Annotated in this window: 18 protein-coding genes; 9 read left to right on the top strand and 9 right to left on the bottom strand. The window is 44.4% G+C overall.

The features are described from left to right. The first annotated feature begins 242 nt into the window (after positions 1-242). Entirely contained in the window at positions 243-1817 is a 1575-nt protein-coding gene (gene norR / locus LNL84_RS15425; protein WP_244358498.1) for a nitric oxide reductase transcriptional regulator NorR, read from the top strand. An 84-nt stretch (positions 1818-1901) separates the two neighbouring features. Continuing rightward, the gene (locus tag LNL84_RS15430) at positions 1902-2261 is read left to right on the top strand and encodes a glutaredoxin family protein (RefSeq protein ID WP_244358446.1); all 360 of its coding nucleotides are present in this window, start codon (positions 1902-1904) and stop codon (positions 2259-2261) included. Positions 2262-2311: 50 nt separating this feature from the next. Here the strand turns inward: LNL84_RS15430 and LNL84_RS15435 are convergent, their stop codons facing one another. Genes LNL84_RS15435 through aptA form a run of 3 tightly spaced genes read right to left on the bottom strand, consistent with a single transcriptional unit; the run spans position 2312 to position 5900 of the window. Beyond that, positions 2312-3061: a type 1 glutamine amidotransferase gene (locus tag LNL84_RS15435; RefSeq protein ID WP_244358447.1), complete on the bottom strand. Its 750-nt coding sequence runs from the start codon at positions 3059-3061 to the stop codon at positions 2312-2314. A 7-nt stretch (positions 3062-3068) separates the two neighbouring features. Next, positions 3069-4565 (bottom strand): CoA-acylating methylmalonate-semialdehyde dehydrogenase, encoded by a 1497-nt coding sequence (locus tag LNL84_RS15440; protein ID WP_244358448.1) that lies wholly within the window; start codon positions 4563-4565, stop codon positions 3069-3071. 3 nt (positions 4566-4568) lie between these two features. Continuing rightward, positions 4569-5900 carry an omega-aminotransferase AptA gene (gene aptA / locus LNL84_RS15445; protein ID WP_244358449.1) on the bottom strand — a complete coding sequence of 444 codons (1332 nt, stop codon included), beginning with the start codon at positions 5898-5900 and terminating at the stop codon, positions 4569-4571. Between the two features lie 244 nt (positions 5901-6144). Between aptA and LNL84_RS15450 the strand changes: the two genes are divergently transcribed. Together LNL84_RS15450 and LNL84_RS15455 are read left to right on the top strand one after the other, a co-directional pair. Further along, complete coding sequence (locus LNL84_RS15450; protein WP_244358450.1) at positions 6145-6693, top strand: cupin domain-containing protein; 549 nt, start codon at positions 6145-6147, stop codon at positions 6691-6693. Between the two features lie 16 nt (positions 6694-6709). Beyond that, entirely contained in the window at positions 6710-8197 is a 1488-nt protein-coding gene (locus LNL84_RS15455) for an aldehyde dehydrogenase (protein WP_244358451.1), read from the top strand. A 92-nt stretch (positions 8198-8289) separates the two neighbouring features. Here the strand turns inward: LNL84_RS15455 and LNL84_RS15460 are convergent, their stop codons facing one another. Further along, entirely contained in the window at positions 8290-9126 is an 837-nt protein-coding gene (locus LNL84_RS15460; protein WP_244358452.1) for a hypothetical protein, read from the bottom strand. A 488-nt stretch (positions 9127-9614) separates the two neighbouring features. Between LNL84_RS15460 and LNL84_RS15465 the strand changes: the two genes are divergently transcribed. From LNL84_RS15465 to LNL84_RS15485, 5 genes are all read left to right on the top strand, one after another. Continuing rightward, positions 9615-10337, top strand: a complete 723-nt coding sequence (locus LNL84_RS15465; protein ID WP_244358453.1) for a winged helix-turn-helix domain-containing protein — start codon at positions 9615-9617, stop codon at positions 10335-10337. After that, positions 10319-10801 carry a hypothetical protein gene (locus LNL84_RS15470; protein WP_244358454.1) on the top strand — a complete coding sequence of 161 codons (483 nt, stop codon included), beginning with the start codon at positions 10319-10321 and terminating at the stop codon, positions 10799-10801. The genes LNL84_RS15465 and LNL84_RS15470 overlap by 19 nt, the downstream gene beginning before the upstream one ends. Positions 10802-10970: 169 nt before the next feature. Continuing rightward, positions 10971-12590: an MFS transporter gene (locus LNL84_RS15475; protein WP_244358455.1), complete on the top strand. Its 1620-nt coding sequence runs from the start codon at positions 10971-10973 to the stop codon at positions 12588-12590. An 80-nt stretch (positions 12591-12670) separates the two neighbouring features. Then, positions 12671-14308, top strand: coding sequence for an MFS transporter (locus LNL84_RS15480; protein WP_244358456.1), 1638 nt, complete (start codon positions 12671-12673; stop codon positions 14306-14308). Positions 14309-14775: 467 nt separating this feature from the next. Continuing rightward, positions 14776-15228 carry a septal ring lytic transglycosylase RlpA family protein gene (locus LNL84_RS15485; protein WP_244358457.1) on the top strand — a complete coding sequence of 151 codons (453 nt, stop codon included), beginning with the start codon at positions 14776-14778 and terminating at the stop codon, positions 15226-15228. A gap of 124 nt (positions 15229-15352) precedes the next feature. Here LNL84_RS15485 and LNL84_RS15490 read toward each other — a convergent pair whose 3' ends face one another. From LNL84_RS15490 to LNL84_RS15510, 5 genes are all read right to left on the bottom strand, one after another. Next, positions 15353-15781 carry a hypothetical protein gene (locus LNL84_RS15490; RefSeq protein WP_244358458.1) on the bottom strand — a complete coding sequence of 143 codons (429 nt, stop codon included), beginning with the start codon at positions 15779-15781 and terminating at the stop codon, positions 15353-15355. Positions 15782-15868: 87 nt separating this feature from the next. After that, the gene (locus LNL84_RS15495; protein WP_244358459.1) at positions 15869-17602 is read right to left on the bottom strand and encodes an amidohydrolase; all 1734 of its coding nucleotides are present in this window, start codon (positions 17600-17602) and stop codon (positions 15869-15871) included. Positions 17603-17785: 183 nt separating this feature from the next. Then, positions 17786-17962, bottom strand: a complete 177-nt coding sequence (locus LNL84_RS15500; protein ID WP_244358460.1) for a hypothetical protein — start codon at positions 17960-17962, stop codon at positions 17786-17788. Positions 17963-18209: 247 nt separating this feature from the next. Beyond that, entirely contained in the window at positions 18210-18632 is a 423-nt protein-coding gene (locus LNL84_RS15505; RefSeq protein ID WP_244358461.1) for an Hsp20 family protein, read from the bottom strand. Between the two features lie 94 nt (positions 18633-18726). After that, entirely contained in the window at positions 18727-19269 is a 543-nt protein-coding gene (locus LNL84_RS15510) for a cupin domain-containing protein (protein WP_244358462.1), read from the bottom strand. Positions 19270-19336 lie beyond the last annotated feature (67 nt).

Below are 19336 nucleotides of genomic sequence, written 5' to 3' on the forward strand. Positions count from 1 at the left end.
AAAGTCATTTAAAGGGCTAATGGTGATAACTGCTCGTCGTTTATAATTTGGTGCGATTCACACTCATTTGTATTTTCATTACGAGCAATTATCTATAGCAGTTAATGTGCCAACTTATAAAGCCCTTACTGCAGGGCCTCCATTCCAATACAAGCTTACAAAAATGTCAAAAAGACTGCTTTTGGTTGAGTCCAAATGACCCTATAATGACACTTCTACTCTTTTCACTATCAGAGCAATTCATGCAAGACATCTCGCCTTCAAGTCTCTTAGAGCTCACTGTCGGACTCGCTAGCAGTAATAACGATCAACAACGATTTGATACCCTGATTAATACCGTACGAAAAACGATTCGCTGTGACAGTGTTGCCTTACTCTCACTGCAGGGGGACACATTGGTGCCACTCGCGATGCAGGGCCTATCGAGAGATACATTAGGTCGACGCTTTGTTATTTCCGAGCACCCCCGTTTTGAAGAGATCATGGCGTCTAGTGTTCCTGTCATTTTTGATGCCGATAGCGAGCTTGCTGATCCATTCGACGGTTTGCTTATTGATCATCACGGCGATTTGCCCATGCACTCTTGTATGGGGCTGCCGCTAATATTTGGTGATAAGATACTTGGCGCATTAACTCTAGACAGTCTGTCCACTAACACATTTGACCAAATCCCAACAAGAAGCTTGGAAGTGCTCGCTGCTATCGCGGCTTCAACACTTAAAATGGCACTGACTTTCTCACGCCTTGAATATCAAGCGAAGCAATCTCAAAAATTACTCGAAGAACTCAATGAAGAAGCTTGGGAGCGTGACGGCGGAGAGATGATCGGCAATAGCGCACCGATGAAAGCGCTCAAAAGCGATATTGACATTGTCGCGCCCTCAGATTTTAACATTCTCATTCATGGAGAAACGGGCGTTGGCAAAGAGTTAGTGGCAAGAACCCTTCACCATCAATCGTCTCGTCGACAAAGTCCCTTGGTTTATGTCAACTGCGCAGCCATCCCTGAGAACTTAATAGAGAGTGAGCTATTTGGCCATGTTAAAGGTGCCTTCACGGGCGCAGACAGAAACCGTATGGGCAAGTTTGCCCTGGCAGACAAAGGGACGCTGTTTTTGGATGAAATTGGCGAACTGCCCTTGGCTGCGCAAAGTAAACTGCTTCGCGCTCTGCAAAATAATGAAATTCAGCCTGTGGGTAAAGACGAAATCCAAAAGATCAACGTCCGTGTGCTCGCTGCTACAAACCGTGACCTAAAGTTAGAAGTGGAAAATGGTAAGTTCCGCGCCGATCTTTATCATCGGCTGAGTGTCTACCCTATCTCTGTGCCTGCACTGCGTGACCGTAATGGCGATGTCGAATTGCTGGCGGGGTTTTTCCTGGAGCAAGCACGCAGGAAACTTGGTATCAGCCAGATAAAAATGAAAGCAAATGTTATTCCTTACCTTAGCCAGTATTCTTGGCCTGGTAACGTGCGCGAACTAGAGCACGTCATTAACCGAGCGGCTTTAAAAGCAAAAGCGCGCATGTTTGACCAAAAAGTGATTTCGATTACCAACGAGGACTGCGGTCAATTTGACGACGCTCACTCTGTTCAACAAGAAGCTATTGCCCCCAAAATCACCCGCAACTCGGTAGGGTTGCGGCAAGCCACTGAGGAGTTTCAACGTGAGCTCATCTCAAACACCCTCATTACCACGGAGTACAACTGGGCACAAGCCGCCAGGCAATTGCATACCGATCGAGCTAACTTGGTTCGGCTTTCCAAACGGCTAGGATTGAGTGTAGAAAAAAGTCATGAGCTAAAACGACAATAAATCGGCCATCCGATATATTATCTGACGCTACATAGTGATAACATTTCAGCGCATATTAATAATAATCAGTCAAAAAAGGTAGTTATGAAGCTCATTCGTTGGATATTAGGAAAGGTTATCCTGACCGGTAATTTTGTTTTCGCACCTAAGGGACTCACACGGTCCGAGGATGCACAAGCACAGGTTGATGATAAAGCTAAATCAATGGCTCTTTACCAATTCGACGCCTGCCCATTTTGCGTGAAAGTTCGTCGCGCAATGAAACGTCAATCCGTGAATATTGAATTGCGTGACGCCAAAACCGATCCCGTGCATAAACAGGCACTACTCGAAGGGGGTGGTCGCGTCAAAGTGCCATGTCTTCGAATTGAAAATGGTGAAGACGTCACTTGGATGTACGAATCATCCGATATTGTCGCTTATCTTGAAAAAGAATTTGCTTAAAACTTTGCTAAAAACAAAGGTGCACGAATCGTGCACCTTTTTTGTTTGCCTTAGTGAAACTCTGTCTGCTTCATTCTATTTTCAATGGATTTGCTTTGCTGGGCCATCACAAAAAAACTGTCGATCCAGTGTAGAATAAGGGCTGAATCCTGAGGCTTGTTAATCTCTTCAAATGCTTGATGATAATACGAAGGCGTTATTAAATGCTTGCGTTTTTCCACCAACTTCTCAGTAAAGCTCGTACTAAATTCAGGATGACCCTGAACTGTAAACAGATGGTTATCTTTCACAAACATAAAGTTAGGGCAGAAATCGTTCCCAGCTATCACCTTCACGCCTCCGGGTACAATAACCACCTGATCTTGATGACTCACCAACAAGCGAGCAGTGTCCACAGCGAGGTTCATCCATTTCTTCTGTGCTTTTATTTGCACTTCATAGCTACCAATACCCCAGCCTTTATTCGACTTTTCAACCTTCCCACCCAATGCTCGCGCGATGAGTTGGTGGCCAAAACAAATTCCAACTAAGGGCTTTCGCTGGGCTTCACAGCCAACTATCCATTCTGATAGTTGAAGGATCCAAGGATCCTCGTCGTAAGCATTGTGTACACTGCCACTAATAATAAACCCATGACACTCTCCATATTCTGGAAACTGCCCCAATGTGGCATCGTAATCTTGAAAGGTATAGCCGTCGTTAATATCATAAAGAACGCTTTCAATCATATCTGCGTACTGGCCATGATCATCTGATAAGGGTGGGTCAACATGCCCACACGTTATTATTCCTATCTTCATTGGTCACCTACTTCATTGTTGGCATCACAAATTCACTTTCTCTTTGGCCTTTCGGCCAACGTGCCGTGACTGTCTTCATACGAGTATAGAAGCGAACCCCGTCATTACCATGAACATTTAACGGCCCAAAAATCGATCGTTTCCAGCCACCAAAGCTATGAAATGCCATTGGCACTGGGATGGGGACATTCACACCAACCATCCCGATTTGAACTTGCTCTGTAAAATCGCGAGCTGTGTCACCATCTCGAGTGAAAATGGCCGTGCCATTACCGAATTCATGATCATTAATAAATTGGAGTGCTTGTTGGTAGTCTTTAGCTCGCACAACAGACAATACTGGGCCAAAAATTTCATCTTTATATATGGTCATGTCCGGTGTAACGTCGTCAAATAAAGTACCTCCAACAAAATACCCCGGAGACGCAGGCTCAATACCTCGCCCATCAACCACCAACGTTGCCCCTTGATCAACGCCGCTTTGAATGTACTCTTTCACTTTATTCATATGAGGCTTGCTAATTAACGGGCCCATCTCATTTTCAGGTGTTACCCCTAAACCTGGGCCAACGCGTAATGCTTCTACTTTTTCTTTAAGCGACGCGACCAGTCTATCTGCCGTATCATCTCCGACTGCAACGGCTACAGAGATCGCCATGCAGCGCTCACCTGCCGCACCATAGGCTGCGCCCATAATCGCATTTGTCGCCCCTTCTAAATCGGCATCTGGCATGACAACCAGGTGGTTTTTTGCACCGCCTAATGCTTGAACTCGCTTACCATTGGCGCTGCCTTTTGCGTAGATGGCTTCGGCAATGGGTGTAGAACCAACGAAGCTGACCGCTGCAACATCTTTCGACTCTAACAATGCATCGACGACCTCTTTATCACCTTGCACCACATTAAAAACACCATCAGGAAGGCCAGCTTGCTGCAGCAGGTCAGCCAACATTAAAGAAACACTTGGGTCTTTTTCAGATGGCTTCAAAATAAAACTGTTACCACAAGCCAGAGAAACCGGGATCATCCACAGAGGAACCATTACCGGAAAGTTAAATGGCGTTATCCCGACACAAACACCGACTGGTTGCATCATTGAGTGGCTGTCAATCTCTCGTCCAACATTCAAAGAGTGCTCACCTTTTAGCAAGTGAGGGATACCACAGGCAAATTCTACGACTTCCAATCCACGTGTAAGCTCACCAAGTGCATCGCTGTGTACTTTTCCGTGCTCTTGTGTAATCAAAGTTGCCATTTCGTCAGCGTGTTGCTCTAACAACGCTTTAAACTTGAACATCACCCTTGCGCGTTGTAAGGGCGGTGTTGCTTGCCATTCCAATTGAGCGTTCTTAGCCACGGCAACAGCTGAAAGTGCTTCTTGTGGGGTGGAAAGTTGAACTTTGCCGCGTAATTCGCCATTCGCGGGGTTAAACAGCTCTAAAGTTCGGCCACTGGTGCTTTGCACTACCTCGCCATTAATAAAGTTTGAAACTAAAACTGACATAAACTATTCCTTGTATTCGATCGTGCTAAGCACATCACCCAAAATATTAAACAATTCATCTATATGATGTTTTTCGATAATCAACGGCGGAGAGAGCGCTATAATGTCGCCGGTTACCCTTATTAATGCGCCTCTCTCATAGCATGCCTGAAACACTTGATATGCCCGTGAGCCAGGCTTTCCTTCGATGCTTGAAAGCTCTATACCTGCGATCAGTCCGTAATTTCTGAGATCAATAACGTGAGGTAAGCCTTTTAGGCTATGAACAGCGTCTTGCCAATATTGGCTCAGCTCTGAAGCACGGGAGTAAAGGTTTTCCTGGCGATAAATACTCAATGAAGCGAGTCCGGCTGCCGCAGCCACCGGATGGCCTGAATAAGTGTAGCCGTGGAAAAGCTCGATGGCCCCGCCGTCTGGATTAACCATCGCGTCGTAGATTTCGTCGCGAACAAACACAGCACCCATTGGAATAGCCCCGTTAGTCAAACCTTTCGCGGTGGTCATAATGTCTGGGATCACATCAAACTCTTGGGAGGCAAACGGACTACCGATACGACCGAACCCAGTAATGACTTCATCAAATATCAATAGGATGCCATGCTGGGTACAAATCTCTCTCAAACGCTTTAAGTAACCTTTAGGTGGTAAAATAACACCGGTTGAACCCGCAATGGGTTCGACAATGACAGCCGCAATATTACTGGCGTCATGCAGCGTGACGATATTTTGAAGACTCTCAGCCCAACCTGGATCGTAATCAGGCAAGCCACGCGAAAAGCCACTGTGTTCTATATCTAAGGTATGAGGGAGATGGTCCACTCCAGTCAGCAAGCTGCCAAACATTTTACGGTTGTTGACGATACCGCCCACAGAAATCCCACCAAAGCCGACACCGTGATAACCTCGTTCTCGGCCAATGAACCGGGTTCGGGTTCCTTGACCAATGGTTCTTTGATAAGCGAGCGCTATCTTAAGCGCTGTATCTACAGATTCTGAACCTGAGTTGGTAAAGAACACTTTATTCAGCCCCGTTGGCGCGACCTCTGCCAGTTCCTCTGCAAGTTGAAAAGGTAGAGGGTGTCCCATTTGAAACGTTGGGGCGAAATCCAGATTATGGATTTGCTTACTTACGGCCTCACTGATCTCGCGACGCCCGTGGCCTGCATTACAGCACCACAAGCCTGCGGTTCCATCCAGGATTTGGCGTTTGTCGTCGCTTTTGTAGTACATTCCCTCGGCAGAGACCATTATTCGTGGCGATTGCTTAAACTGTGCATTGGCAGTAAAGGGCATCCAGAACGCATCTAAGCCTTGCTCGTGTTTTTGGTCCTGCATATCAGCATCTCCTCAATCTAGCGCTGTGTGAAGCTTGCGTTAAGTCAGCCATCAGGTGATTCATTTAATAAACACCTAACGACTTTGTTATAATTGTGTTATAAAATAATTAACAAAAACGACTATAGCTTGGAAATTGAGCGCATGCAATGTTTATATCTTGAACATTTATTGGACGAAATTAGCACTTCTGACTACATTGTGTTTAATTTAATAATCACCGATACAACAAAGGTAAGCTCGGATGGACGTAGAAATTGGTACGCGCTTTAAGGCACTGAGAGAAAAAGCCGGGTTATCACAGCGTGAATTGGCTAAGCGCGCAGGCGTGACAAACGGCTTTATTTCACAAATAGAGAATAACGCGGTGAGCCCATCTGTCGCCTCACTTAGTAAGCTGCTAAGTAAAGTACCGACATCGATGGCAGAGTTTTTTGCCGTCGATGACCCACAACCTGAGCAGTTCTATACCCGTAAACACGAGCAGCCAGAGATTGGTCAAGGGCGCATTAGTTACCGTCAAGTCGGTCACTTTCACAGCGAACGACACATCGGTATGCTTCGAGAAACCTTACAAAAAGGCGCCGATACCGGAGCGGAAATGCTCACGCATTCAGGACAAGAGTGCGGCGTTATTATTCAAGGCCAGTTAGAGCTCACAGTCGATAACCAAACGGTCATTCTTTATGTCGGTGATGGCTACTACTTTGACAGTACTCGCCCGCATCGTTTTAGAAACATCGCTGATGAAGACTGCATCATTGTCAGCGCAAATTCACCAGCAAGCTTTTAGGGAAAGAGGAATCAAAATGGATACTATGATTTGGCATGATAAAGCAGAAACATTGAGTTTTTCGACTCAGGCGTTTATCGATGGAAAACTTCACGACGCTCTTTCCAGAGATACCTTTGAGGTGATTAACCCTGCAACAGGCCATACCTTGGCTCATGTTGCTCGCTGCAATGAAGACGATGTTGATCGCGCGGTTGTCGTGGCAAGAAAGGCATTCAATAGTCGCGTATGGGCAGGGTTATCCCCCAGCCGAAGAAAGAGCATCCTTCTTAAATACGCTGATGAAATCGACCAGCACAAAGAGCACTTTGCGATACTAGAATCGCTAGACATGGGAAAACCTATCGGAGATGCTTTAGGGTATGATGCCCCTGCTACCGCGCGTTGTATTGCCTGGAACGCCGAAGCTATTGATAAGATTTACGATGAAGTGGCACCTGTTACTGATGATGCACTAGCATTAGTTACCCGTGAACCTCTTGGCGTGGTCGCAGCGATAGTCCCCTGGAATTTTCCCACTGTGATGGCCGCCTGGAAAATCGGCCCTGCTTTGGCAACGGGTAACTCGGTAATTATTAAACCTTCCGAGAAGTCCCCGCTTACTGCAATACTATTGGCCGAGCTAGCCACAAAAGCAGGGATCCCTGATGGAGTGCTACAGGTACTTCCTGGATTTGGTCATGAAGCCGGACAAGCTCTGGCTCTTCACAACGATGTCGATTGTATTACCTTTACCGGTTCAACCGCCGTGGGTAAAAAACTGCTAAGTTTTGCAGGACAATCAAATCTCAAACGCGCGTTTATGGAGTGTGGAGGCAAAAGCCCACATATTATTCACCATGATGTGAAAGACATCGAAAAAGCCGCAGCAACGGCGGCGTCGGCTATCTGTTATAACCAGGGTGAAGTATGTACCGCGGGGTCAAGGTTGTTGGTGCATTCATCAATCAAAGACGACTTTTTGGCACGCCTGCTGCGCCATATGGAACAATGGCAACCGGGCGACCCTTTACTTGAAGAGACTCGTGTCGGAGCAATTGTTGACCGCGCCCAATACGAACGTGTACTTGAGTACATCGAAATCGGCAAAGAAGATGGTGCCACGCTTGTGTACGGAGGCCAACCTGCATTAAGCCAAACAGATGGCTTCTATATTCAGCCCGCCGTATTTACTGAAGTCACGCGTGATATGCGCATTTTCCAGGAAGAAATCTTTGGTCCAGTTCTGTGCGTGTCCACTTTCGATAGCATCGAAGAAGCCATCGAGCTTGCTAATGACAGTGACTATGGCTTAGCTGCAGGCGTTTGGACATCTGATATTTCAACGGCTGTACGCTGCTCACGTGCACTTCGTGCGGGTACCGTATTCGTAAATAATTGGGATGGCGGTGATATGACGATGCCATTTGGCGGATACAAACAAAGCGGTAATGGCAGAGACAAATCATTGCATGCTCTGGATAAGTACACGGAGATGAAGTCAACGTGGATTGAACTGGATTAGCCTTGCTCGTCAATCACTCACTTTTGTAGATAAAATCACAAAAGCCGCCAACGATGACTAGGTCGTGGCGGCTTATTCACATTAAGTTGAATTTATAGGTAGTAGCTATATGTAAATTTCAACTCAGTGTTATTCTTATTATGACCAAAGCCACTGTCGCCAGTATTATCGAAGTATTCCGTATAGGTCAGTTTTCCCCAGTGCTTACGGTTCTCAGAAAGCGGCATTTGGAAAGCCGTATCTAACTGAAGCGTATTCACTGTACCTAACATGCCGCCCATCTCGATTGAACTAAACTGTGGGTTAAACTGAATGTGGGTACCGTTTTCGCTTAGGTAGATTGAGTTTAAAAAGTTAAACTGAAAACCATAGGCGTAATCATCTACAACACCAACATCTGCATAGTCACCATTGTTTTGACCGACTGCAACCGCCAAAATTGGGAAGGATAACCAGTTCTTGAAAGGTGTGGTCATACGTACCAAGCCACCAACAGCAAATAAACGGTCAGAGATAGGATCTTCTGCAAAGCTTGTCTCAATGTAGTCTAAAGAAATACCCATCATCGGAGCGTTTTCCCAATTAGTATGAGACACTTCAAAGTAGCGAGCGCGCAACTTAGACATCTTCAAATCTTCGCTCGCGAATGGGTTAGCCGTGCCTTTATTTTCTTGCGCTTCTAGTGTCAGTTGCCCTAAAAATAAATTGCCATTTGCCTTACTTCCTGACGCCTGCCCAAGAAATTGAATAAAATCGTTGTCGTTTTCACCTAAGCTTTGCTTGCCGTACGTTGCGCTCATAACGGTTGAGACTTTCGTGTGATCCCCTGGATCAGGAGCATCGACTGGCTCTATATGATCATCGGCGTAAGAGACTGACGATGCGAATACTAACGCGCAAGCTAGTGATAATTTTTTAAGTGCTGCCATGGTACAAACCTATTAAATTTGTTATTGGAAATGCCAGCTAAAAGAAAGCCAGCGAACGCATACACTGTAAAAAATCATGTTATTGAGCGATAACTAAATTAAAAAACAATAAGCAAAAATAAATAGTAAAAAGTAGTCACCTCAACATCTTTTGATATATCTAAAAAAAACATCGCACTAGCCTACCTTATACAAATGATTTAAATTATATAAAGTTCTAAATTCACTGTGCTATCAACGGCATTTTAGGGGCTTGTGGATTATTTCTGGGAATAATATTGCTATAGATCAAAACAATATCAATAACGTTTCCATTAGCATAAGCGCATGTATCTAAGGCAACTGACCATAGTATTTTCAGCGAATCTTAGACTCCGACACCATCCGTAATAATTGGCAATAATCATTATAACGCTATGTTTCGATAGACGAATTCAATGTTATTGTTTGCTACTATTACTAAATACTTGGAAACGAAGAGATCTTATATGTCACTACTCTCTCTTGAGCCACCTGTGTATCAAGTAGGTGATATCCTCTATTCACCAACCTCGGGCGCTATCGAAAAACTAGGTGAAATAAGCCGATTACGAGCAAGAGAAGCCAATTTGTTTCATGCTCTGATAGAGAGTTTTCCCGAAGTTTTATCCAGAAAGGAAATCGAAGAGCAATTATGGAAAGATTCTTACGCAACTAACGCAACGATTAACCAAACAATAAAAGCACTGCGCTTTTCTTTGAATGATGAACAGCGCACTCTGATACGCACTATCCCAAAACAAGGCTACGTACTGGCCACAAAACCGCAGGTGGTCGAAGAAGAGTTATCCGTCCAAGCTCCCCTATCAGAAGCTAACGAAAACGCTTTGACGTCAGATAGCAAGGCGCAAGACCAGTCGACCAACCTCAACACTAAGAAAGAAAGCTCGGTGACTCTTCTTTCACTGTTTAGCATTAACCAATGGGTGCTGGTTTTGGCTTGTGGCGTCATCGCATTTGCCATTTCGGCATCAGGTGTCTTTATGAATCCCCCCGAGCGTACTAGCTTCTTATACAAAGGACACTGGATTTTGTTTGTGCCCGAAGAAGGAGAACTGGAGCGTCTTAACTTAGAGCAACTTTCAACGCCACATTATGTGTTGAAAACCAATAATGAATACCGAGTATGTAAAAAGACAGAAGGAACCATTCAATGTCAACTCGCCGACTAATACAAAGCACCGTTGTCCTTTTGATTCTTTCTGTATCGTATTTTATCGGGTACCTCACTTATCAATACCTTAATGACCCCCTTCGTTTGTACCAGGGGGTTTGGTATGGAAAGGGACAAATTTCCTTTGGGGATAAAAAAGTAGAAAGCTACGCGACGTTTATTATTGAGAGAAAAAGTGCCCGGCTGTCCGTAGAGAATCGTTACGGTCAGTATAACTACACCTACGATGTCAACTTAGCTTATAAAAAGTTAAATCATGAACGTAGCCATCTTGAAGTTACCGAACGAAGCGTCAATGGACTGGAAGAATTTCTTAAAGATACGGGCATTCACGTACCTTCTTACGGTACCCTGTTCAGAGTTGATGGTTGGAGGGTAGATAACGACAGAATTTTTCTTAATATTCAACTATCTAAAAACAATAACGCTTCGATTCTTTTGACCAAAGAAGACGAAAAATAGTGCGTTTTATGTTTTTTTATCTGCCATTTTAGAAATACAATTTTTTTTCCCTGAAAGATACTTTTTTTGGTTGGAGCAAGAGCTCTCTAACACGGTTTAATAGCTTCGATAAACGTGTTTAAACTAAAACTACAGAGCTCTTGCTCTTCAACATAAAAGGTATCTAACAATGACGGTATCCGCTACTTCGGTTCCTACACCAGAAGAGAAGGTCGGGTTAGCCAAATGGTTCCCTCTGATCGTACTTCTTGCCGCTCAATTTTCAACAATGGCTGATAACTCAGGTTTGGCTATTTCAACGGAAGCGCTAATTGCATTGCACGGTGCGACCATGTCTGACATTCAAATGGCTAACGCTATGTACCCACTTATCGCTGGTGCAGGTATGATCGCTGGTGGCCTAATTGGTCTGATCATCGGTTGGAAACGCCAAATGATTATCGGTGCTGGTCTATTGTCAGTCGCATCGTTCGGAGCCGCATTTGCTCCAAACATGGAAATCTTAAACTATGTAGCTCGCGTCGGTTCGGGCCTTGGCGCTTGTTTACTTATTCCTGCCGTTCTGGCTAATATCGCTGGTATCTACAAAGGCAAAGACCAAGCGATCGCCTTCTCCGCAATCGCTGCGCTGGTCGGCCTAGCGAGCGCATTAACGCCTCTTATCTTTGGTTTTATTCTCGATGTGGCTAGCTTCCGCGTTGCATTCTCAGGATTAGGTGTCTACTGTGCATTGGTGATGCTTGGCAGTATGAAGCTTCCCGAGCTACCAAGAGCGACTTTCAAAGGTAAGTTCGACGTTGTTGGCGTGGTTCTGGCAGGTACAGGGCTTCTATGCTTCGTAACGGGTCTACTGAAAATCTCTGACTGGGGTTTGGTTGCTCCATTAACGGATTTCAATATCATGGGTCTTTCTCCAGCACTGCCTGTCGTTGCTCTGGGTGGTATCATCCTTAAGGCTCTCATGGTTTGGGAGCGCCGCTTCGAAGCTGCCGGTAACACACCTCTTCTACCTCGATCTTACGTTGAAAACCCACAGGTTGTTGTTGGTCTAGTTCTTTGTGCAACTATCTTCCTACTGTTCGGTGCAACTGGCTTTATCAACGTTTCATACATGCAGCTAGTCGCTGGTATGAGCGCGTTCGCTTCTGGTATGGCACTTTGTGCATTTGCTTTGGGCATGATGATTGGCTCACTTGGCGCTCCAGCAAAACTGGGTCACCTAAGCTGCCAGCGTATTTGCCAACTTGGCTTTATCATTGCGGCGGCAGGTACTGCATTAATGTTCTTTGGTTTCACCGCTGACGGCATTACTTTCTGGCAATACATTTCACTAACAGTATTTGGTATTGGTGCTGGTCTACTCGCTTCTCAAGCATCGATTGTTGTAACCTCAGCTCTAAGTGAGCAAGACGCTCAACAATCTGGTGGTATCCAGGCCACGTCTCGTAACATCGGTCAAGCGTTTGGTGTTGCTATTCTAGGTTCGGTAATGCTGTTCTCACTAACAGGTGAAATCAAAAACGGCGTAATGGAGCATGAAACTCTATCTGCTGAAACTAAGCAAATCATCGTTGAAACGCCTTCTCTACCGTTTGTTTCAAACGATATGGCACGCGAACTAATGATTACTGCTGAAATCCCAGCCCAAGAGCAACAGGCTGTTGTCGCTGTAATGGCAGAGTCTCGTTTGTCTTCGGTACACTATGCACTTTACACGCTCATTGCCTTGATGATGGGTGGTCTCGCATTGTGTACGAAGCTGCCTAAACGTTCATTAATGAACAGTTAACGCGCACCTTTGATAAGCCTCGGTTTGACCGAGGCTTTATTGTTTCTACTTCCCTAATCCTAAAATAGAGCGAGGCAGCTATGGTCAAAGCCTTAGATAATAAAAAAGGATTTTTACTTTGGGTACTGTGCTTAGCACAGTTTACTCTTTCCGCTGATGTAGCAAACCTTTCCATCTCTACGTCTACTCTTGTCAATGTCTTTAATACCGACATTGCCAGCATTCAAGTTCTCGGCATCATTCAACCGCTGGTTGGTGCAGCATTGATGTTATCTGCCAGTATGTTCGGACTCATTATTGGCTGGCGCCGTTTGCTCATCATCGGCACCACTCTAGGGTTTATCTCCACTTTAGGCTTCATTCTAATTCCAGACATCTACTCAGTGACCCTATTTGTTCGGCCTCTCGCTGGGATAGGTTCTGCGTTTATTTTACCGGCCGTTCTTGCGCTTGTAGTGGCTCACTCCCCTGGAAAGTCTAGAGCGCTCGGCTTTGGGTTAATGGCCGCAGCGACTGGGCTTGCAGCAGCTGTTATGCCACTACTAAGCGGCTGGCTTCACGACAACGTGAGCTGGCAATGGCCCTTTGCTCTTATCGCTTTGTGCTACCTCGCCACTCTGATTGGCGCGATCACCCGTATCGAACCTATACACACCAATCAACCCGCAAAATTTGATATTGCGGGTTCCATTCTTGGGGCCGTTAGCATCACAGTACTGTGTTTTGGCCTTATTAAGTTGCCTTACTGGGGCGGACTATACGCTCTGCAAGGGGCTAGTATTCCCAATTGGCTAAGTTTTATCTTTCCATTAAGCCCAGCACTGCTTTTTATTGTTGTTGGTATAAGCTTATTTACATGCTTCATTTTCCAGCAACTTAGCTTTCAAAAGCGCCACGGACATGCCCTACTACCGATTCACTGGCTGACCAATCGCTCATCTCGAAAGGGTTTTATTATTTTGCCACTGATGTACATCATTCTTGGTGGCAGTAGCTTTGTGATTGTTACTTATCTTCAAGTGGCAGTCGCACTGTCTTCAGCGCACTCTGGTGGCATTATTTTGCTCTTTTCAGCGTTTATGATTGGCTTTTCAATCATTACTCCCGTTGTCTTTAAGCACCTGAACCCTAAAACGCTTTGCCAAATCGCATTTTTTGGGGTCATTCTCGCTGGTGGCACACTGTGGCTATCGAGCGCTGCGGATCACATTTTAGGCTCGTTTTACCTAGGTATGGCATTACTCGGTGCGGCTATGGGTATTTTGGCATCACAATGCCCAGTCATTATCACGAGTGCGCTGGGTGAGCGTGATGCGGAGCAGTCTGGCGGACTGCAAGCTACGCTACGAAACATAGGTCTGGTCATTGGGATCAGTCTGTTTGGTGGGGCAAATCAGTGGGGATTAGAAAGCGAAATCCAATCTCATTCCGAAATCGTAGCTCAAATGCCAACTGCGTTTGTTGAAAGTATCGACAAATTATCACACATTCCTTATATCGATAACACAAGGCTAGAAAGTTCGGTAACGATGTTTGAGTTTGATAGTGCGCAAACACACAACCTAATCGTAATAAACGCTAATGCTCGTTTAAAAGGGTTTGATCTGACGATGATAGCCTTAATGATGACGGCGCTATTGGGGTTTGTTGTGAGTTCCAGATTGGAATGTCAGGATGATACGTCTGCCGTACTAGTGCCCACAAAAACAAGTTGTTAAATGTAAAGAGGCTAGTATCACCGACAAGGTAAATAGTCCAAACAATCTATTGAAAGCGCATTGTTCTGAACCGAACAATGCGCTTTTCTTTTAGGTGCTCTTCTCAGCTATTTAGCAGCATAGCTAGAATGAGTTTCGCCCCTTCAATGTTTGATAATCCCTCAATTCCCGCTGTAAGTTAAAATCACTTTATCTTGTGATCAGCGATGAACATGTCGATGACCATAGGCTTTAGATACGTTCATTCACGCATCAGCGCGAATAGTTTGTTTGAGAGTCTATTTCTATGGCTCACATATGAGCAACGCTGTTGTTTTCTCTTCAAAAACCTTTCTTAACCATGACCAAAGGAACTGTCGTTCATGGAAAAATTTCAGAATCTGTTCAGATGATAAACACGCTATTTCGACCAACATTCTAGGTAATGTTACTGAACCGGCAATCCATCCAAAACCGACAAACATGACATGAATAAAATGGAATACTCAACTCGTATGAAAAAACTAAACCTCGCTTTTACCGCTTTGCTCCTTGCTCTGCTCGTTGGCTGCTCCTCTACTTCGGTAGCTGATGAGCGAAAAACAAGGAGTTATGCAAGGTCACACGAGCTTGTCGGTCAAGCGTCATGGTATGGACGTAAATACCATGGAAAGCTCACAGCAAGTGGTGAGCGTTATAACAAGAGAGCCTACACTGCGGCTCATAGAACTCTACCTTTTGGGACTATCGTACGGGTCACCAATACAACCAATAGCAAATCGGTGGATGTTAAAATCAATGATCGAGGGCCTTTTGTTAAAGGCCGAATCATTGACCTTTCTAAAAAGTCATTTGAACAAATAGGTGATATCAACAAAGGTTTAGCGTCTATCAAAATTGAAATTATTGATGACAGTAATACCTTTAGGTACAAGCACTAGCACGCTGGTGCCTCGTCCAATAAACCCATTTATTGGGGGCGCGGTTCTCAATGGATACAAAAGCCTCACTATGAAGTGAGGCTTTTAAGACTATAAGGGGAGTGAGCTCTACTTAATGCAGAGACTAAGCTGGGGTTGCTTCTTTTGCGGCTTTTTTATTCACCGTCTTAAGGAATAAGGATTCTAAGATCACAATCGAAATAATCGTAATGTAGAAAGCCACAACGCCACCCGCTGGCCCAGAGAACTGAACTTGCTCATCAAACAAAAGAACAATCGCGCCCATTGCAACCACTTTAGAGCCGATCAAAATGAACCATGATGAGAAAAAACGTTTAATCTTCGGCAAAGTTGATTGTTTAAGACAAAAGACAGCAGCAAATTTTTCAAAAGCAACCGAGCTTTTGAGTACTACCGCCATGATAATCGCTGATACCAGCGCCATAAAAACGCCATCCACAGAAACCCAATTCCAAACGGCACCGTAACCAAGCATTGCAAAGGTTCCGATCAAGCTACATAAGATAAGTTCATTGACCGTCTTCATTTTCATTTCATTGTTACTCTTTTTCTAGAAGATTAAAAAAAATGCTCCTAATTGCTAGGAGCACTCTATTTATTTAAAGCAAATCACCACATATTAAGCAGGCATCGCTTCTTCGTTAGTCGCTGTTGCACTTTCGTGAACAGAAACATCACCACCTAGCATCGTCGCGTGTACTTTGACGTCTTTAACTGCCATCTTGTCGATATCCAAGATATTCGCATCAAGAATTGCCATGTCTGCGAGCTTGCCTACCTCTATTGAGCCTATCATGTGCTCTTTCTCCATAAGATAAGCCGCGCCAAGAGTTACAGCGTGTAATGCTTGCTCTGCGGTTAGACACTCATCTTCGCCGTACACTTTGCCAGAGAAAACACATTGGCGGTTCATTGCGCCCCACATCATGAACAATGGGTTAACTTGAGTTACGACATCATCACAGTGGATTGAGAAAGGGACGCCTTTTTTTGCAGATGTTTGGAATGGGTTCAGTGTTTTAACGCGCTCAGGACCAACGGTTTGGGATGCATGAACATCGCCCCAGAAAGGAATATGCGTACCAAATAAGTTGTGAACCACACCCAAGGTCTTCATGCGTTCCATTTGCTCAGGGGTAACCATTTGGTTGTGCTCTAGGCAATGGCGTACATTTGGCTGAGCACACTCTTTTTGCATGCGTTCAATGAGATCCAATAGTTTGTCTGTGCAACCTTCGCCATTACAGTGGAATGAGATGCTGTAGCCTAGTTCATGTGCATAAAACACATCCTCGTACATTTTTTCATCATCATATTGGAAATGGCCGCTCTCTTTTCCGTTGTAGTACTTTTCACCTTCTTTAAGTACCGCTGTAAAACCTTGGATAGAACCATCAGTGTTCAGGTACTTAGTTTTGGTTGCAAAAAGTCGGTCGTTGCTTGCAGCATTAAACTCTGCAAGCTCATCCTTGTTAAAGTTTGGTACCAGTGGGTAAGCGGCAAGACGCGCCTTAAAGATTGGCATTTGAGAAAGAGCTGTGTAAAGAGGGAAAGGATTTTGAGGTAGACCCATTCCACAATCAGACATGGTTGTCACACCTAAACGGCTTGTACCATCGACGTAAGCGATCATCGCACCGACTGCATCTTCTGCCGTACCCAGGTTGAAAGCTCCAGTCCCAACTGCACGTAAGATATCTGGCATTTCTGCAATTTCACCTGTTAGGCGATCATCTTTACGGAAAACGAATGCTGGATTATCGTTAAGGCTATAACCCGCTTTTTCAATTGCCGCAGTGTTAAACACAGCTACATGGCAAGAAGCGTGCATAAGCATGATTGGTGAGTCGCTGCACAATGCATCTAGGAAGTCACGATCAACAACTGTGCCGTCGCTCATCAATAGTGGGTCAAATCCCCAGAAGTCAAGCCATTCGCCTTTTTTACCAGCTTCATTATGCTCGGCAACAAACTGATCGATGGTGTTTGTTAGCTCTGCGCTTGTCACACTAGCTGGTAATACTTTTCCCGCGGCCGCTGTACGTTCTATTTGACCTACGTAACCAAAGCGGGCTGTGAAAAGTGCTGCGCCAAGTGGGTGCATGTGAGCTTCTATAAAACCAGGGACAATTGTCTTACCTTCAAACTGAGTATCTAGGCGATACTCTATGTTTTCATTTGTTAAAAAAGTCTCAGCTTGATCTTTTGTTCCAACAAAAATAATTTTGCCATCTTTTATTACTGTCGCACTTGCTCGTGGTTGTTTTTCATTAACAGTAATAAAATCGCCCGTATATAAAACAGCTTCTTCGCTATAGGCTATTCCTGGCTTATGGAATGTTTTATTTGTCATTAGAAACTCCTGTGTAGGGTTATCGTTATCTATATTGGTTGAATTAAATATGCCCAACGTGGTTGCTGAAATCTAGAATTAAAAAATGAAAATAAATTATTAAAAATATTGCACCTCACTCTAGCAATATAAAAATATCAAAAAACTATAAACCAGTGATTAAAGCCTCGTAATTACAGTCTGTTACCCTCCACTATGTTGCTCTAGAAACACATGGACTTCGAATGAACCTGCTGGGAATGGTTCTACTAGGTCAATGGGTTTCGTTTGATCATGACCGGTCATCAAGTAAGCAGCGAACAATACGGCGAGAAGAATAGTGCAGATTATTACGATGGTCTTTTTTTTATTTAAAGCCATTATTAGCCTCTTATTAAGAACGATTAATGCTTCTCTCAATAATATGCTGAAATTGTGGTTCTCTTCTTTGATTTAATAACAAACCAAATCAAATTTTACTTTTTATGATAATTAATATAAATATCGCACTTATTATCTGAAATCGGGAATAGAGCTGTCGAATTCACGATAAGGTTTATCTATTCTTAAAAAGAATTAGATAAGGAAGTATCAATGATAAAGGCCTAAATTGCTTAGGCCTTTAGAGTTAGCTGATTTCTATATGCTTAGGTTCAGACTTAGTTGGCTCAACTTTAGGGACAACCACAACAAGTACCCCATCGGTGAATTCAGCATAAATATCCTGAGGCTGTACATTGTCACTCAATGTGAAGCTACGAACCATTTTACCTTCATAGCGTTCTTTGTGGATGACTTTGTCAATCTCAGTCTGTTCATCACTTTGAAGAGTGGATGCTGACAAAGTAAGCATGCCATTTTCATAAGTAATGGAGATGTCTTTTTTATCGACCCCAGGAAGGTCAGCAATGATCTCGAATGCTGTCTCTTTGTCCAAAACGTCTACTTTTGGAGAAAATACACCACTTCCCCATTTTGGCCGCATGGTTGGAAAAGCATGATCGAACATATGGCTGAAATCATTCCAAGAGTCACGTGGAATTAGGCTCATAATAACCTCCAGATCGACAGGTTCCCATTAGTAAGTTTAGTTCAGGGGAATCAAGCCCAAGACTATTTGTTAGATGATATTGATCTAGGTCAAGCTAGAAGGTCGGAGGTGTGGCAGCGCTTATGAGTTCGCACTCTATCTTGCCTTTATTACGAAAACGGTGGGGCTTTCGGGTTTCAAAGTAATAGGAATCCCCTGCCTTTAATACACGACTCTGACTACCGACCGTAATTTCAATTTCTCCGCGAATAACAATTCCGCCCTCTTCCCCGTCGTGTTGCATGAAATCTGTCCCTGTATCCGAACCCGGTGGATACACTTCTCGTAGAATGGCCAGTTCACGCCCTTCGCGCTTTGCACCAACCAGCAACATTTTTATGGTGCCATCGCCTAAGTCGGCCATTTGCTCTGCGTTGAAGAAGATATCGTCTTCTGGCTCTACGTTGAGGGTAAAAAACTCCCCCATAGAAATGGGGATAGCATCAAGAATTTTCTTTAACGAACCCACTGAGGGGTTCACTAAATTCTGCTCGATCTGAGAAATCATAGAGTTGGTCACGCCACTTTGCTTTGCCAACTGTCTTTGCGATAGGCCACGCATGGTTCTAATCGTTTTTAACTGTTTGCCTACGTCCATGCTCAATCGTCCTCTTGATTTTTGCTGCTATCATAACCGCCTATAGTCAAAATAGTAGACGCACTAC

Source organism: Vibrio gelatinilyticus (genome assembly GCF_022836845.1).
In the GTDB taxonomy this organism is placed as follows: domain Bacteria; phylum Pseudomonadota; class Gammaproteobacteria; order Enterobacterales; family Vibrionaceae; genus Vibrio; species Vibrio gelatinilyticus.

Excerpts from the sequence above, each read along its gene's own strand:
- norR (WP_244358498.1), top strand. The coding sequence starts at position 243 with ATGCAAGACATCTCGCCTTCAAGTCTCTTAGAGCTCACTGTCGGACTC.
- LNL84_RS15430 (WP_244358446.1), top strand. The coding sequence starts at position 1,902 with ATGAAGCTCATTCGTTGGATATTAGGAAAGGTTATCCTGACCGGTAAT.
- LNL84_RS15435 (WP_244358447.1), bottom strand. The coding sequence starts at position 3,061 with ATGAAGATAGGAATAATAACGTGTGGGCATGTTGACCCACCCTTATCA.
- LNL84_RS15440 (WP_244358448.1), bottom strand. The coding sequence starts at position 4,565 with ATGTCAGTTTTAGTTTCAAACTTTATTAATGGCGAGGTAGTGCAAAGC.
- aptA (WP_244358449.1), bottom strand. The coding sequence starts at position 5,900 with ATGCAGGACCAAAAACACGAGCAAGGCTTAGATGCGTTCTGGATGCCC.
- LNL84_RS15450 (WP_244358450.1), top strand. The coding sequence starts at position 6,145 with ATGGACGTAGAAATTGGTACGCGCTTTAAGGCACTGAGAGAAAAAGCC.
- LNL84_RS15455 (WP_244358451.1), top strand. The coding sequence starts at position 6,710 with ATGGATACTATGATTTGGCATGATAAAGCAGAAACATTGAGTTTTTCG.
- LNL84_RS15460 (WP_244358452.1), bottom strand. The coding sequence starts at position 9,126 with ATGGCAGCACTTAAAAAATTATCACTAGCTTGCGCGTTAGTATTCGCA.
- LNL84_RS15465 (WP_244358453.1), top strand. The coding sequence starts at position 9,615 with ATGTCACTACTCTCTCTTGAGCCACCTGTGTATCAAGTAGGTGATATC.
- LNL84_RS15470 (WP_244358454.1), top strand. The coding sequence starts at position 10,319 with ATGTCAACTCGCCGACTAATACAAAGCACCGTTGTCCTTTTGATTCTT.
- LNL84_RS15475 (WP_244358455.1), top strand. The coding sequence starts at position 10,971 with ATGACGGTATCCGCTACTTCGGTTCCTACACCAGAAGAGAAGGTCGGG.
- LNL84_RS15480 (WP_244358456.1), top strand. The coding sequence starts at position 12,671 with ATGGTCAAAGCCTTAGATAATAAAAAAGGATTTTTACTTTGGGTACTG.
- LNL84_RS15485 (WP_244358457.1), top strand. The coding sequence starts at position 14,776 with ATGAATAAAATGGAATACTCAACTCGTATGAAAAAACTAAACCTCGCT.
- LNL84_RS15490 (WP_244358458.1), bottom strand. The coding sequence starts at position 15,781 with ATGAAAATGAAGACGGTCAATGAACTTATCTTATGTAGCTTGATCGGA.
- LNL84_RS15495 (WP_244358459.1), bottom strand. The coding sequence starts at position 17,602 with ATGACAAATAAAACATTCCATAAGCCAGGAATAGCCTATAGCGAAGAA.
- LNL84_RS15500 (WP_244358460.1), bottom strand. The coding sequence starts at position 17,962 with ATGGCTTTAAATAAAAAAAAGACCATCGTAATAATCTGCACTATTCTT.
- LNL84_RS15505 (WP_244358461.1), bottom strand. The coding sequence starts at position 18,632 with ATGAGCCTAATTCCACGTGACTCTTGGAATGATTTCAGCCATATGTTC.
- LNL84_RS15510 (WP_244358462.1), bottom strand. The coding sequence starts at position 19,269 with ATGGACGTAGGCAAACAGTTAAAAACGATTAGAACCATGCGTGGCCTA.